The following is a 14,555-nucleotide window of genomic DNA, read 5'->3' as shown; positions in this document are numbered from 1 at the left end:
TTCCCATCCCGAACAGGACCGTGAAACAGCTCCACGCCGATGATAGTGCGGATTGCCCGTGTGAAAGTAGGTAATCGTCAGGCTCCTTATGCTGTAACGTCCAGAACCCCGGTGTCTCCGAAAGAGAGCCGGGGTTCTGGCGTTTGGGCTTCTTCAGATGCAGGAAAACAAAAAAGCCGTCCAATGGACGGCTTTTTGCGTTAACCCGCTTTCACAAGCGCAGGCTTACTGCGCCGCTTTCTGCACAGCTGCTGCGACCCCAGCGTCCTTCGCCAAGGCCACCTCTTCTGCGACGTCCGTCAGCTGCTCTTGAGTCAGTTCTTCAAGCAGCACCAGGTCGCGCTCGATGACTTGCGGGAGATGCGCGCGCAAGAATTCCACCCACGTCTTCGTCTTCGCATCGACGAACTTGCGCGACGGATAGAGCGCATACACGTTCGTCTTTTGCAGCTTGTGCTGTGGCAGCACACGCACGAGCGTCCCGTTACGCAATCCTTCTATTGCGGCGTAGACCGGCAACATCCCGATCCCCATCCCCTCGCGTATCGCCACGGCGAGCGATTCCGCAATGTTCACCTGCACCGGCCCGTCCACTTGCATCTCGACGCTGCCCTCAGGCCCCTCGAGCGTCCACTCATGCGCCGGGAACGCTGGCGATTTGAGAATCAGACAGTCGTGATGCGAGAGGTCGGCGGGAGTGCGTGGCGCACCGTGCGTATGCACATACCCCGGCGAGGCGCACAGAATGCTGTACGTCGAGCCCAGCTGATGCGAAACGAGATCGGAATTCGGCAGCGATGACGCCGTGACCACCGAGACGTCGCTGCTGCCCTCGAAGAGATCCGGCATGCGTTGCGAGAGCGTCAGTTCGACGGTGACTTCGGGATGCAGCGCACGATAGCGCGAGATCGCCGGCAGCACGTACTGCTGACCAATACTCGCGAAGCTGTGCATGCGCAGCGCCCCGACCGGGCGTTCGTGCGCGCAGCTCGCTTCTTCTTCCGCGCTATCGACGTCCGCGAGAATCTGCGAGCAGCGCTTGAGATACCGCTCGCCGGCGGGCGTGAGCGCGAGCCGGCGTGTCGAGCGGTTGAGCAGACGGGTGCGCAAATGCGCTTCGAGTTCCGATACCGCGCGCGACATTGCGCCGGTGGTCGAATCCAGCGACTGAGCCGCGGCCGTGAAGCTGCCCGCTTCCACGACGCGCACGAACACCCGCATGTTTTGTAACGTATCCATCAGACCTTCTTGACCTTCTTGTTCGGTACAGAAACGATATTGTCCGCCTGTATGGGCGCGCCATTGTTGAGTGATCTGGAACGGAGGTTCCCCGCGCGTCCCATTAATGCGGCGCAATGACGCTCCTACAATCGGCCCCTGTCTTTGAAACAGCCGAGCGTTTGTCATGAGCCGCCAGCCTGCGATACATCGAGCGTTCGACTCGCGTCGGCGCGCGGAGATCATATGGCGCGCGGTCAGACGGGCGTTGCGCGACTGGCAGGGCAGCGACGGCGCGATCTGGCTCCATCTGCTGAAAACGGTCGCGGCTTGCTTGCTTGCCATGGGCATCTCCATGCTGCTGGACCTGCCGCAGCCGCGCATCGCGATGACGACGGTGTTCGTCCTGATGCAGCCGCTCTCGGGCATGGTGTTCGCCAAGAGCTTTTATCGCATCGTCGGCACTGCGGTGGGAATGGTCGCGGCGGTAGTACTGGGCGCCGTGTTCGTCCAGCAGCCCGAACTCTACATCCTCGGGATGACGGGGTGGGTGGCCGCATGTACGGCTGCCGCCATGAGGAATCGCCATTTTCGCTGGTACGGTTTCGTGCTTGCCGGCTACACGGCAGCGTTGATCGGCATTCCGCTCGTGATGCAGCCCAACGGTCTCTTTCTCGCCGCACTCGGCCGAGGCGCCGAAGTGGCCATTGGCATTCTCTGCTCGGGCATGGTCAGCGCGGTGATCGTGCCCCGGCAGTCGGGCTCGTTGCTCGGTCGAACCCTGCGCTCACGCTATCTCAATTTTACTGCGTTCGCTGCGGCGGTGTTGGCTGGGCGGCTCGAAAGGGGCGCATTCGAAGGGCGATTTGCGAGTCTCGTCGACGATGTCGTCGGCTTCGAGGCCACGCGTGCTTTCTCGTCTTTCGAAGATCCGACGATGCGCTCGCGCAGCGGCCTGCTTTCGCGTCTGAATTCCGAATTCATGGATGCCTGCGCGCGGCTGCATGCGTTGCGCCAGTTGCTCAAAAGACTGCACTGGCGCGACGCGGCGATCGCACCGCTCGCGCCGTATTTTGACGAACTCGCGGCGCTGCTCGCACAACGGCCTGGCCGCGACGAAAGCGATCGCGCCTATGCGCGGAGGGTCGCCGATGGGCTCGAGGCCTTTCAGCGCACGCTGCCGCGTCATGTGCGCGAGACGCGGCGGCCGCTCGAACATGCGCTGCCCGAAGCGCTGCCCGACTTCGACACCTCGGCCGAACTCATCTATCGCTTCACGACCGAGATCGTGCGCTACAGCCGCACCTGGGCAGCGCTCATGGAAGCGAGTCCTGCGCAGGCGCCGCGCGCCGCGCGCTACGTGCCTCGCACGAGCTGGTACGTGGTGGCGTTCACCTTCGTGCGTACCGCCGTGGTGGTGGCGTCGCTGGGCTGGTTCTGGGTCGAAACCGACTGGCCGAGCGGCGGCCTTGCGATGATCGCAGCCGCGCTCACGTGCGCGCTCACGTCGTCGGCGCCGAACGCGTCGCGCATGGCCGTGCAGATGGCGGTTGGCGCGGCCTTTGCCGCCGTGACGGGCTATCTCTTCACCTGCTATGTCTATCCCAATGTCGACGGCTTTCCGTTGCTCTGCGCGACACTCGTTCCGGTGCTAGCCATCGGCGCCTTTCTCGCCACCCGCTCGCGCATAGCGGGCTATGGCGTCGGCTTCTCGGTGTTCTTCTGTCTGCTGGCTGGTCCGGACAACGTGATCGTCTACACGCCGGATCTGCTGGTCAACAACGGCATCGCCGTCGTCGCCGCGATGCTGGTCGCCTCGCTCGCGTTCGCGGTGGTGTTTCCACCGCACATGAACTGGCTCGTCGAGCGCATGTGCGTGTCGTTGCGCGGCCAGGTCGTGCTGGCCAGCCATGGGGAACTCGATGGCCTCGGCCAGCGCTTCCAGTCCGGTACGCACGATCTGATGCACCAGTTGAGGCTCTTGCTGAACGGGCGCCGCCAGGCGCACCGGCGCGCGTTGCGCTGGATGCTCGTCACGCTCGAAGTCGGGCACGCCGTGGTCGATCTGCGCAACGAGGCGCACGCGGCAGCCTGGCTCGACCGTCATGACGCGCGCTGGCCTGCGGCTCTCGCGCGCGTTCAGGAGGACATCGCGCACCTTTTCGAGAGCCCGGACGGGATTGCGCTCGAACACGCGCTCAGCGCCGTGCGCGCGGCGACCTGGATCGCCCAGGAGGCGCTCGCCACCGTGCATCACGAGCGGGAAAGGCGGCACGAGGCGCAACGGCTGCTGAGTCATCTGCACTTCATCCGCAGCGCGCTGCTCGACCGCGACGCGCCGCTCGGGCCGCTGGCGCGCCGTGCACGCCGTACGCTTGCGCCGCGCAGATCGTTGAAAACACAATGAAAATGCGGGCCCCGCGCGATCTTGCTGCAGTCTGGAAAAATGCCTTCCACCCCGACTCCTTAATCTATTCGACCCTGAGTCATATAGTCACATCACTGCTTCGCAGTAACCGTTAGCACTGGAGAGTAAAATGAAGTCCCTGAAGATCGCTGTTGTTGCCTGTTCGCTGTTTGCCGCCGCCGCTGCTTATGCACAGAACGAAGCACCGGCAGCGAGCGTCCCTCAGCAGGTTGCGCAGTCCGCTGCCCCGCAGGTAGCGCAAGCGCCCGCCCACCGCGAAATCGTAAAGCCGGCAAAGAAGGATGAATGCGTCGGCCCGGTCAGCTTCTGCAATATTTATTTCGGTAGCTGAAATCGAGAGCACGCCAGCCATGTGCAGGCGCACGCTGAAATCTTGTGCCGCGACGCCTTCAAAAGGGCGCCGCGGCTTTGCGCATTGTGGCTGCTCAAAACACTGCAACAGTGTTTTGTGAAACTCACAGTGCACGACCGCCGATGCAAGACCTGAAAATAGGCACCAGGCGATCAGAGAGTTTGTGGAGACTTTGATGTACGAAGACCGTATTCGTTGTGCCGCCTTGCGCGGGAAAATCACTTCGGCCGCCGAGGCGGCCCAACTCGTGCGCAACGGCATGCGCGTTGGCGCAAGCGGCTTTACGCGCGCGGGCGACACGAAGGCCGTGCCGCTCGAACTGGCGCGCCGTGCGCGCGAAGAGAAAGAGCCGCTGCGCATTACGCTGATGACGGGCGCCTCGCTCGGCCACGACGTCGATCGCATGCTGACCGAAGCGGGTGTGCTCGAGCGCCGTCTGCCGTTCCAGGTGGACGCCACGCTGCGCAAGGCGATCAACCGCGGCGAAGTGATGTTCGTCGACCAGCATCTTTCGGAAACCGTGGAGATGCTGCGCGCGAACCTGCTCGGGAAACTCGATCTCGCGATCATCGAAGCCGCCGCGATCACGGAAACCGGCGCGATCGTGCCGACCACGTCGGTCGGCAATTCGGCGAGCTTCGCGATTCTCGCGGAGAAGGTGATCGTCGAGATCAATCTCGCACAGCCGCTCGCGCTCGAAGGCCTCCACGACGTGTGGATTCCTGGCCGTCGCCCGCATCGCGATCCGTTGCCGATCGTGCGTCCGCAGGACCGTGTGGGTACGACCGCCATCGAGATTCCGCCGGAGAAGATCGCCGCCATCGTCATCACGAACGAAGCGGACAGCCCCTCGACCGTGCTGCCCGCCGACGAAGAGACCGCGCGTATTGCCGGCCACCTCATCGAATTCCTGCAGCACGAAGTGAAGCACGGCCGCATGAGTGCGCAACTGCCGCCGCTGCAGGCCGGCATCGGCACGATTGCGAACGCGGTGCTTTCGGGCTTCGTGGATTCGCCGTTCGAAGCGCTTACGATGTACTCCGAAGTATTGCAGGACTCGACGTTCGATCTGATCGATTCCGGCAAGATGGTATTCGCCTCGGGCGCATCGATGACGCTCTCCGCGCAACGCCAGGCTCAGGTGCTCGCCGAACTCGACCGCTATCGCGACAAGCTCGTGCTGCGTCCGCAGGAAGTGAGCAACCATCCCGAAGTGATTCGGCGCCTCGGCTTGATTGCGCTGAACACCGCGCTCGAATGCGACATCTACGGCAACGTGAATTCCACGCACGTGGGCGGCACGCACATGATGAACGGCATTGGCGGCTCAGGCGACTTCGCGCGCAATGCGTCGTGCGCGATCTTCGCGACCAAGGCGATTGCGAAGGACGGCCGCATTTCCAGTATCGTGCCGATGGTGCCGCACGTCGATCACAACGAGCACGACGTGGACGTGATCGTTACCGAGCAAGGCCTGGCGGATCTGCGCGGACTTGCGCCGCGCGAACGTGCGAACCTCGTGATCGAGCGTTGTGCGCATCCGCTTTATCGCGACCTGCTGCGCGACTACTATCGCGACGCACTCAAGTTCGGCGGCCAGACGCCGCACGATCTCGCGCGCGCGTATGAAATGCATCTGCGCTTCAATCAAACGGGGTCGATGCTGCCCGAAGCGACGGGCGGACTCGTCGCGAACGCCTAAGGTCCACGGCGCTCGCTATTTAGAAGCACACAAGACAAAGCGGGAGCACCGGCAACGGTGCTCCCGCTTTTCATTGATAGCGCAAATTCGCTACGCTCGTCGCACGAGGCGGATGATGAAGAGCAGAATGACCGCGCCGACAATGGCGGTAATGATCGAACTGATGATGCCGGCGCCGATATGAATGCCGAGCACCCCGGCAAGCCAACCGCCGATGAACGCGCCGACAATGCCGACAATGATATCGACGAACAATCCGAAGCCGCCGCCTTTGACGAGAACGCCAGCGAGCCAGCCTGCGATTGCGCCGATGATGAGCCAGGCAATGATGCCGTGTTGCATATGAGTAGACTCCCCTTGTTGGCGTGAACGAATCACGGTGAATGGAGCTTAGTCCAAGGGCGAATACGCGTCCATGAAACGCGGCCAGAATTGACAGTTCCTGAAAACCGCCACCGATAGTTTCAAAAAAAGCAACGAATTAGAAATGCATTCGTAAGAAATGCCGGCCGATGCAATGCGCAAGGCTCATTCAGGCGCGATTTCGGGTTCCGCGGCGGTCCAGCTTATGCTCGAGACGCCTTTCTCCATGCTCAGGCGGTTCGCCAGGAGCTCCAGCTTCGACTGGTACTTCGGGTGCAGGCGCATCGTCGCCGTCACGCGCAGGCGCGGCGGATCGCCGGCCAGGTCCTCGCTCGTGAGGCTCTGGAACGAAAGCGGCGTGGAGTACAGAGAGTTCGAAAGCAACGTGCGGATATGGATTTCATCCTCTTCGCGGCAAACCACCGTAAGCACATAAGCGCGCACGAGATCCGCATTCGAAACAGGCGACGCGTTGATGATGCGGCTCACCTCGCGCAGCACGGTATTCGTGAGCAGCACGACAGCGGTGCCGGCCACCGCCGGGCCGTAATGGCCCGCTCCGCACAGCACGCCCACGGCCGCTGAGCACCATAGCGTCGCCGCGGTATTGATGCCCTGAATCGAGCCCTTCTCGCGCATGATGACGCCGCCGCCCAGAAAACCCACGCCGGAGACGACATAGGCCGCGATCTGCGTCACGCCGGTCGAGCCATTGCCGGTCAGCACGCCGAGCGTGACGAACAAACATGCGCCGCTGGCGACGAGCGTGATCGTGCGCAGACCGGCCGTGCGTTGGCGAATCTGGCGTTCGAGGCCGATGGCGACGCCGCAGGCGAACGCCGCGAGAAGGCGCAGGGCGAATTCGAGAGTCATCGTTTTGTCATCAAAGCGCAGGGCGGCCGCACGCCAGGCGGCTCTCGCGCGAGGCGTCGGGATGCATCGCAGCACGCCCCGGGGGCCCGTGGATCATACGCGCGACGGGGCTTTGCGCCAAGCTGTCCGCGCTGTCATGTTCGAGTCAGGATCAGGCCACGGCTCGTCGGCGAAACTACCCTCATTCGTATGGAGATGGGAAGGCAGGTCGAATGAACGGGAGTTTCTGATGGATACGCTGCGCAATATGCGGGTCTTCGTGCGAGTGGTGGAGTCCGGCAGCTTCACGCGCGCTGCGGCGAGCGAAACGATGACGACGGCGCAGGTCTCGCGCGCGGTCACCGACCTGGAGTCACGGCTACGCACACGGCTTCTCAACCGGACCACGCGGCGCATGTCGCTGACCGAAGCGGGCGAGCGTTACTTCCAGAGCTGCAAGCGCATTCTTGCCGACATCGAGCAGGCCGAAGCGGAAGCCGCCGCTGCGCACGCGAACCCCGCGGGCAAGCTGCGCGTGTACGGCGGCACGAGTTTCGGGCAGCACTATGTGATGCCGCTCATCGCGCGCTATCAGCAGCATTTGCCGGAGGTCTCGGTCGATCTCACCATCGCGCAGCAGATGCCGGACATCATCGAGGAGGGCTTCGATGTCGCGGTCGTGGTGGCCGCCGAACTCGAGGACTCCGCGCTGATCTCCCAGCATCTGGGCAGCACCGCTGCCATTCTCTGCGCTTCGCCTGCGTACTTGCGCACGCGCGGCGAGCCGCAATCGTTCGATGACCTCGAAGCGCATACCTGTCTGCACCTGACCGATGCGAGCCTGCCCGCCGGCCAATGGGTTTCCGAGGGACCGCTTGGCGAGACCTTCCGGCATACGGGCGTGACGCCGTTCCAGGTGAACAATCCCGAAGCGCTTGCGCTCGCCATACGCGAAGGCATGGGCATCGGCCCGCTGCCGGTGCCGGTTGCGCTGCCCGGTCTCGCCGACGGCACGCTGGTGCGCGTGCTGCCCACGCACACCCTGCAAAAGCTCAACATCTACGCGCTGTACGCTTCGCGTCGCTATCTGGATGCGAAGATCCGCACCTTCGTCGAGTTTCTGCGCGAGAAGGTGCCGCTCGTCCTTGCCGAGCAGGAGGCTGCGCTCGCCACCTGCGACGAGCCGCTTCGCGAAATGGATGCACACGCGGGCCCGCGAGGCGCGCGTGCGCGCAGCGGTCGGGGCCGCGGTCACAACACGCACGACCTGGAGCGCCTGCGTCTTGTGAACTGAAGCAGTTAAAGAAGTCTTCGCGAAGCGCGAGTGTGTTACGGCGCGTTTCGCGGCTGCGGATTTCCGGCGCTTCGCGACGCTACAGCGCCGATCTATCTGCGTTCCCGTGCGCTTTCGCGCGTCTCGCGCATTGCCTGTCAATTTCGCCATATTGGCGACAGCGACCTGCCACCGCCATTGCCTATGATGCGGCACCCGCTGGATGAATGCGTCGCCGTCTCAACCCCTCGCCTGAGTTGTCCGAAACACTGACATGTGGATTGTCAATCTCGCGCTGAAGCGACCGTACACGTTCATCGTGATGGCCATCCTGATCGTGCTGGCCACGCCGTTCGTGCTCATGTCGATGGCCACCGACGTGCTGCCGAACATCAACATCCCGGTCATCAGCATCATCTGGTCGTACAACGGCTTTTCCGCGAAAGACATGGCCGATCGCATCACCTCGGTCAACGAGCGCAGCTTGACGACCACGGTGAGCAATATCGAGCACATCGAGTCGCAGTCGCTGCCCGGCATCGCGATCATCAAGCTGTTCCTGCAGCCTGGTGCGAGCCTGCAAACCGCGATCGCGCAGGCCGTTGCATCGGAACAGGCGCAGGTGAAGCAGATGCCGCCCGGTGCGACGCCCCCGCTCGTCATCAGCTATTCGGCCTCGAGCATTCCGGTGATCCAGCTCGGCCTGTCCAGCAAGTCGATGAGCGAGCAGGCGCTCGCCGACGTCGCGATGAACTTCCTGCGCCCGCAGCTCATTACGATTCCCGGCGCGCAGGTGCCTTACCCGTATGGCGGCAAGACGCGCGTGATTTCCGTGGACCTCGATACGCGCGCACTCATTTCGAAGGGCCTCACGCCCGCCGATATCGTCAATGCCGTCAACGCGCAGAACCTGATTTTGCCGACGGGCACGGCCAAGCTCGGGCAAACCGAATATCGTGTGGACACCAATGCATCGCCCGATACGCTTGCCGGACTCAACCGCATTCCCGTGCAGACGGTAAACGGCGCGACCACGTATCTCGGCGACGTGGCGCATGTGCGCGACGGCTTCACGCCGCAGACCAATGTCGTGCGCCAGGACGGCCAGCGCGGCGTGCTGATGTCGATCCTCAAGAGCGGCGACGCCTCGACGCTGCAGGTGGTGGGCGCCCTCAAGGACCTGCTGCCGAAGGCACGCGACACGCTGCCCGCCGACCTCGTCGTCAAGCCGCTCTTCGACCAGTCCGTCTTCGTTTCCGCCGCCGTGCAGGGCGTGGTGCGCGAAGCGCTCATCGCGGCCGCGCTCACCGCGGCGATGATCCTGCTCTTTCTCGGCAACTGGCGCAGCACACTCATCATCGCGGTGTCGATCCCGTTGTCGATTCTCTCTTCGATCATCGCCCTCTATGCGCTTGGCGAGACCATCAACATCATGACGCTCGGCGGCCTTGCGCTCGCTGTCGGCATATTGGTGGACGACGCCACGGTTACGATCGAAAACATCGAGCGGCACCTGCATCTGGGCGCGAAACTGCACGACGGCATTCTCGAAGGCGCGGGCGAAATCGCGGTGCCCGCACTCGTCTCGACGCTGTGCATCTGTATCGTGTTCGTGCCGATGTTCTTCCTCACCGGTGTAGCGCGCTTTCTGTTCGTGCCGCTCGCGCAAGCCGTGGTGTTCGCGATGATCGCGTCGTACATCCTCTCGCGCACGCTGGTGCCGACGCTCGCCATGCTGCTCTTCGAGGGCCACGATCCCACCGCGCATGCACAGCGCGCCCAAGGCTCGCTCTTCGCGCGCATACACTGGCGCTTCAATCATGCGTTCGAGCGCTTGCGCGCCAATTACATCGCGCTGTTGAGCCTGCTGCTCGCGCGCCGCAAATTCTTTGGCGGCACCTTCCTCGCGTTTTGCCTGCTTTCGCTCGTCCTCGTGTTTTTCCTTGGCCGCGACTTCTTTCCTTCGGTCGATGCGGGCAATATTCGTTTGCACATGCGCGCGCCAACGGGTTTTCGCATCGAGGAAACCGCGCGCCTGGCCGACCAGGTGGAGCAGGTGGTTCGCGAAGTCGTGCCGGCCGATCAACTCGAAACGATCGTCGACAATCTGGGCCTGCCCTATAGCGGCATCAACCTCTCGTATAGCAATGCGGGGACGATTGGCACGCTCGACGGTGAAATCCAGATCGCGCTGAAGCCCGATCACGATCCCTCGCGCATTTATATCGACAAGCTGCGGACCTTGCTGCCGCAACGCTTCCCGGGCGTCGAGTTCTTCTTCCAGCCCGCCGACATCATCACGCAGATTCTGAACTTCGGTCAGCCCGCGGCGATCGACGTGCAGGTCGTGGGCGCGAACCTGAATCAGGACATGGCGCTTGCGAGCACGCTGCTCAAGCAGGTGCGGCAACTGCCGGGCGCTGTCGATGCGCACATCGAGCAGCGTAACGACGAGCCCGCGCTCACGCTCGCCATGGACCGCACGCGTATGCAGCAGTTGAACCTGAGTCCGCAAAACGTTGCGCAGGACGTGCTGATCGCGCTATCGGGCAGCACCCAGACGTCGCCTGCGTTCTGGGTGAGCCCGCAAAACGGCGTGGAATATCCGCTCACGGTGCAAACGCCGCAGTATCGCGAGACCTCGATGAACGAGGTGATGGGCACGCCCGTTTCCGCGCGCGCGACGAATCCCAATGCGCCGCTGCAGCTCGTGAGCAACCTCGTGCAGCTCAATCCGCATAGCGGGCCGGCCATCGTCACGCACTACAACATCCGTCCTGTGATCGACCTGCTCGTGAGCGTGGAGGGCAGCGATCTGGGCTCCGTGGGCGTGAACATCAACGACATCATCCGGCATGTGCAGGCGCACGCGCCGCGCGGCACGACCATCACCATGCGTGGGCAGATCGGCACGATGCGTTCGTCGTACGTGGGTCTGGGCGTCGGCATTGCGATGGCGGTGGTGCTCGTGTATCTGCTGATCGTCGTGAACTTCCAGTCGTGGGCCGATCCGCTCATCATCATCAGCGCGCTGCCCGCCGCGCTCGCGGGCATTGCGTGGATGCTGTTCATCACCGGCACGCACCTGAGCGTGCCCGCGCTCACCGGCGCGATCATGACCGTGGGCGTCGCGACCGCAAACAGCATTCTCGTGGTCTCGTTCGCGCGGCAGCGTCTTGCCGCCGGCGCGTCGCCGCTCGCCGCCGCGCTCGAAGCCGGCGCTACCCGCATACGCCCGGTGCTGATGACGGCGTTCGCCATGATGATCGGCATGGTCCCGATGGCGCTCGGCCTCGGCGAAGGCGCGGAGCAGAATGCGCCGCTCGGGCGCGCGGTGATCGGCGGCCTGCTGTTCGCTACGGTCTCCACACTTTTGTTCGTACCCCTGATGTTTGCGACCGTACATACCCGGCTCGCCCACTGCGCCGCCGCGAAACGCGAGCGCGAGGCGCAGCGCCGGGCTACGCGAGGCGATACCCGTTAAGTCAAATTGGCCGAAGACATGAACGAACCTCACCACCATTCATCTCTCGACATCACCGTGGGCAGCGAGCAGGGCATGGACCTACCGGCGCGCGGCCAGGCGGGCAAGCGCGCACGCTTTGCGCTGATCGTGGTCGCGCTGCTGCTGGCCGCGGGCGCCACGCGCACGATCGTGTCGAACCTCATGAACGGCCACCATCTCGCAGATGTCACGAAGCAGAACGCGAAGCAGTACGTGAGCGTCGTCCAACCGGTAGCGGCGGGCGCGGACGGCCGCATCGTGCTGCCGGGCACGCTGCGCGGCTTTGTCGAAGCGCCGATCTACTCGCGTGCGAACGGCTACGTGCGGCGCTGGTACGCCGATATCGGCGCGCACGTGCAACAAGGGCAGTTGCTCGCGGAGATCGATACGCCCGAGATCGATCAGGAACTCGCGCAGGCGCAGGCGCAGCGCGATCAGGCCGCCTCGACGCTCGCTCTCGCAAAGACATCGTTCGATCGGGCGCAGCAATTGCGCCAGCGCGATGCGGTCTCGCAGCAGGAACTCGACGACCGCCAGGGCGCCTTCAACACCGACCAGGCGAATCTCGCCGCCGCCGATGCGAACGTGCGCCGCCTCACGGAGATGAAGTCGTTCCAGCGCATCGTCGCACCGATCACGGGCATCATCACGCAGCGCAACATCGATATCGGCGACCTCGTGAACGCGGGCAACGGCGGGGCGGGTCATGCGCTCTTTTCGATTGCGCAGTCCGACCCGCTGCGCCTCTACCTCGACGTGCCGCAGACCTATGCGCAGCAGGTGGCGGTCGGCCAGCACGTGAGCGTGACCGAACAGGAGCTGCCGGGCCTGACGTTCGCCGGCACTGTCACGCGCACGGCGCAGGCCATCAACGTGGCCACGCGCACGCTGCAGGCCGAAATCTCGCTGCCCAACCATGACGGCAAGCTGCTGCCCGGCGCGTACGTGCAGGCCGCCTTGCAGACCGACGCGAAGGCCCTGCTCACGGTGCCGGGCAACACGCTGCTGTTCCGCTCGGAAGGTCCGCGTCTTGCAGTCGTCGATGCGGATGGCAAGATCAAGCTCAAGCCGGTGGAAATCGCGCAGGACCTCGGGCAGACGCTCGAAATCAGCCGCGGGCTCGCGCCGACCGATCGCGTCGTGCTCAACCCGAGTGACTCGATCGCGGATGGCGACAGCGTCGTCGTGGTCGCGCCGAACAAGACCGAAGCGGCGCACGAGGCCGCCAGGCGGAGCGCGACGTGACGATGCGGAATAACACGCGGCAACGGCCGCTCGCTTGCGTCACGGCGCTGGGCGCGCTCGGTCTCGCGGCTTGCACCGTGGGCCCCGACTATCACGCGCCGCAAACGCAAAGCCCCTCGGCCTGGCGCGTCGATTCCGCCGATTCATACTGGCACGCGGCGCAGCCTTCGCATGCGCCGCTCGATCCGCAGTGGTGGAAGGCATTCGACAACGCCGAACTCGACACTCTGGAAACCGCGGCGCTCGCCGAGAACCAGACGCTGCGCGTGGCCGCCGCGCACTACGCGCAGGCACGCGCGACGCTCGCTTCGGTGTCCTCGCAGCAAAGCCCGCAGGTCGGGCTCGACGCGGGCCTCGCGCGCGAGCGCATTTCCGCGAACCGGCCGCTCACGAACTACGCGACGCCCAACACGTCGACCGTGCAGAACCAGGTCACCGTCGGCGCGACCGTGAGTTACGAGCTGGATCTGTTCGGACGCATCCGGCGCATGGTGGAGTCGGCGCAGGCGTCGACGCAGCAGGCCGGCGACGATCTCGTCAACGCGCGTCTCGTGCTCACCGCCGAGCTCGCTACCGACTATTTCGCCATGCGCGAACTCGACAACGAGATCGACGTGGTGAACCGCTCGGCGCAACTGCAGCAAAAGGCGCTCGATTTCGTGACCGCGCAACACGATCTCGGCGCGGTTTCGGGTCTCGAACTGCTGCAGCAAAAGGCCCAGCTTGCGGCGACGCAAACTCAGGTGCATCTGCTCGAAAACCAGCGACAGCAGGAGCAGAACGCCATTGCCGTGCTGGTCGGCAAGCCCGCGCCCGAATTCACGATCGCGCAGAAGGTGACGCCGCTGCCGGTGCCGGCGCTTCCCACCGGGCTGCCGAGCGAGCTGTTGCAGCGGCGGCCCGACGTGGCCTCGGCCGAGCGGGCGATGGCCGCGGCCAATGCGCAGATCGGCGTGGCACGTTCCGCGTACTTTCCGGACATCACCCTTTCGCCCACTTTCGGCTGGGAATCGACGCGTTTTGGCGGCCTTTTCTCCGTGCCGAGCCTGATGTGGTCGGTGGGCGCGACGGCCAGCGAGGTGCTGTTCGACGGCGGCAAGCGCGCGGCGGGCGTGGATTTCGCCCAAGCGGGCTACGAGTCGGCGCAGGCGTCTTATCGTCAGACCGTGCTCACCGCGTTCCAGGAGGTGCAAAATGCGGTAACGGGCCTTTCGGTGCTGGAACGTGCCTCGACCGACGGTCAGTCGGCCGTGGACGACGCACGCAAGTCGTTCGAACTTGCCAACGACCGTTATCAGGGCGGCCTCGTCGCGTTCATCGACGTGCTCAACGCGGAGCAGCAGTTGCTTGCCAGCGAGCGCCAGGAAGTGCAGATTCACGGCCAGCAGGTCGCCACGGTGGTCTTTCTCGCGAAGGCGCTGGGCGGTGGCTGGAGCGCCGACGACCGCGAGCTGGCCTGCAGCGCGGGCACGTGCCGCGAAGTGCCGAAGGCCGAGGGCAGAAGCTGAGTCGCACGCAAGGGCTGAAAACGGGGCATACGAGAGCTACAAGAGGGCTTGAGCGGGCCCGGCACCAGGGTATATAAAAGCGCGCAACGGCGGTCGCGGGCCGCGTCGG

The 14,555-nt window shown here is 64.2% G+C and carries 10 protein-coding genes; 7 read left to right on the top strand and 3 right to left on the bottom strand.

Features of this window, described 5'->3' with window-relative positions; all coding sequences use genetic code 11:
* Nucleotides 1–225: 225 nt before the first annotated feature.
* Nucleotides 226–1,239 (bottom strand): LysR family transcriptional regulator, encoded by a 1,014-nt coding sequence (locus AB3X98_RS39505; RefSeq protein WP_368606202.1) that lies wholly within the window; start codon nt 1,237–1,239, stop codon nt 226–228.
* A 166-nt stretch (nt 1,240–1,405) separates the two neighbouring features.
* On the opposite strand from AB3X98_RS39505, the gene AB3X98_RS39500 reads away from it, so the two are divergent.
* From AB3X98_RS39500 to AB3X98_RS39490, 3 genes are all read left to right on the top strand, one after another.
* On the top strand, nt 1,406–3,625 hold the full coding sequence (locus AB3X98_RS39500) for an FUSC family protein (protein ID WP_368606201.1): 2,220 nt from the start codon (nt 1,406–1,408) through the stop codon (nt 3,623–3,625).
* A 130-nt stretch (nt 3,626–3,755) separates the two neighbouring features.
* The gene (locus AB3X98_RS39495; protein WP_028205643.1) at nt 3,756–3,977 is read left to right on the top strand and encodes a hypothetical protein; all 222 of its coding nucleotides are present in this window, start codon (nt 3,756–3,758) and stop codon (nt 3,975–3,977) included.
* A gap of 196 nt (nt 3,978–4,173) precedes the next feature.
* A complete protein-coding gene (locus tag AB3X98_RS39490) occupies nt 4,174–5,700 on the top strand; it encodes an acetyl-CoA hydrolase/transferase family protein (protein WP_368606200.1) in 1,527 nt (508 codons plus the stop codon).
* A gap of 90 nt (nt 5,701–5,790) precedes the next feature.
* Here the strand turns inward: AB3X98_RS39490 and AB3X98_RS39485 are convergent, their stop codons facing one another.
* Both AB3X98_RS39485 and AB3X98_RS39480 read right to left on the bottom strand, forming a co-directional pair.
* Complete coding sequence (locus tag AB3X98_RS39485) at nt 5,791–6,042, bottom strand: GlsB/YeaQ/YmgE family stress response membrane protein (protein ID WP_042265070.1); 252 nt, start codon at nt 6,040–6,042, stop codon at nt 5,791–5,793.
* A gap of 186 nt (nt 6,043–6,228) precedes the next feature.
* Nucleotides 6,229–6,936 (bottom strand): MgtC/SapB family protein, encoded by a 708-nt coding sequence (locus AB3X98_RS39480; protein WP_069268708.1) that lies wholly within the window; start codon nt 6,934–6,936, stop codon nt 6,229–6,231.
* A gap of 229 nt (nt 6,937–7,165) precedes the next feature.
* Here AB3X98_RS39480 and AB3X98_RS39475 point away from each other — a divergent pair, with 229 nt between their 5' ends.
* From AB3X98_RS39475 to AB3X98_RS39460, 4 genes are all read left to right on the top strand, one after another.
* Nucleotides 7,166–8,209, top strand: coding sequence for a LysR family transcriptional regulator (locus AB3X98_RS39475; protein WP_342950228.1), 1,044 nt, complete (start codon nt 7,166–7,168; stop codon nt 8,207–8,209).
* Between the two features lie 253 nt (nt 8,210–8,462).
* On the top strand, nt 8,463–11,672 hold the full coding sequence (locus tag AB3X98_RS39470; RefSeq protein WP_368606199.1) for an efflux RND transporter permease subunit: 3,210 nt from the start codon (nt 8,463–8,465) through the stop codon (nt 11,670–11,672).
* 18 nt (nt 11,673–11,690) lie between these two features.
* Nucleotides 11,691–12,938, top strand: coding sequence for an efflux RND transporter periplasmic adaptor subunit (locus AB3X98_RS39465; RefSeq protein WP_368606198.1), 1,248 nt, complete (start codon nt 11,691–11,693; stop codon nt 12,936–12,938).
* Nucleotides 12,939–12,940: 2 nt separating this feature from the next.
* On the top strand, nt 12,941–14,446 hold the full coding sequence (locus AB3X98_RS39460) for an efflux transporter outer membrane subunit (protein ID WP_368606206.1): 1,506 nt from the start codon (nt 12,941–12,943) through the stop codon (nt 14,444–14,446).
* Nucleotides 14,447–14,555: the final 109 nt, after the last annotated feature.

The organism is Paraburkholderia sp. BR14312, assembly GCF_040948675.1.
In the GTDB taxonomy this organism is placed as follows: Bacteria; Pseudomonadota; Gammaproteobacteria; order Burkholderiales; family Burkholderiaceae; genus Paraburkholderia; species Paraburkholderia nodosa_A.
Note: the sequence above shows the minus strand (reverse complement) of the source record. Positions and strands in the feature narration are given on the sequence as shown.

Bases quoted from the DNA above. Each gene is read 5' to 3' on its own strand.
- AB3X98_RS39475 (WP_342950228.1), top strand. From the start codon at position 7,166: ATGGATACGCTGCGCAATATGCGGGTCTTCGTGCGAGTGGTGGAGTCC.
- AB3X98_RS39460 (WP_368606206.1), top strand. From the start codon at position 12,941: ATGCGGAATAACACGCGGCAACGGCCGCTCGCTTGCGTCACGGCGCTG.
- AB3X98_RS39470 (WP_368606199.1), top strand. From the start codon at position 8,463: ATGTGGATTGTCAATCTCGCGCTGAAGCGACCGTACACGTTCATCGTG.
- AB3X98_RS39500 (WP_368606201.1), top strand. From the start codon at position 1,406: ATGAGCCGCCAGCCTGCGATACATCGAGCGTTCGACTCGCGTCGGCGC.
- AB3X98_RS39480 (WP_069268708.1), bottom strand. From the start codon at position 6,936: ATGACTCTCGAATTCGCCCTGCGCCTTCTCGCGGCGTTCGCCTGCGGC.
- AB3X98_RS39490 (WP_368606200.1), top strand. From the start codon at position 4,174: ATGTACGAAGACCGTATTCGTTGTGCCGCCTTGCGCGGGAAAATCACT.
- AB3X98_RS39495 (WP_028205643.1), top strand. From the start codon at position 3,756: ATGAAGTCCCTGAAGATCGCTGTTGTTGCCTGTTCGCTGTTTGCCGCC.
- AB3X98_RS39485 (WP_042265070.1), bottom strand. From the start codon at position 6,042: ATGCAACACGGCATCATTGCCTGGCTCATCATCGGCGCAATCGCAGGC.
- AB3X98_RS39505 (WP_368606202.1), bottom strand. From the start codon at position 1,239: ATGGATACGTTACAAAACATGCGGGTGTTCGTGCGCGTCGTGGAAGCG.
- AB3X98_RS39465 (WP_368606198.1), top strand. From the start codon at position 11,691: ATGAACGAACCTCACCACCATTCATCTCTCGACATCACCGTGGGCAGC.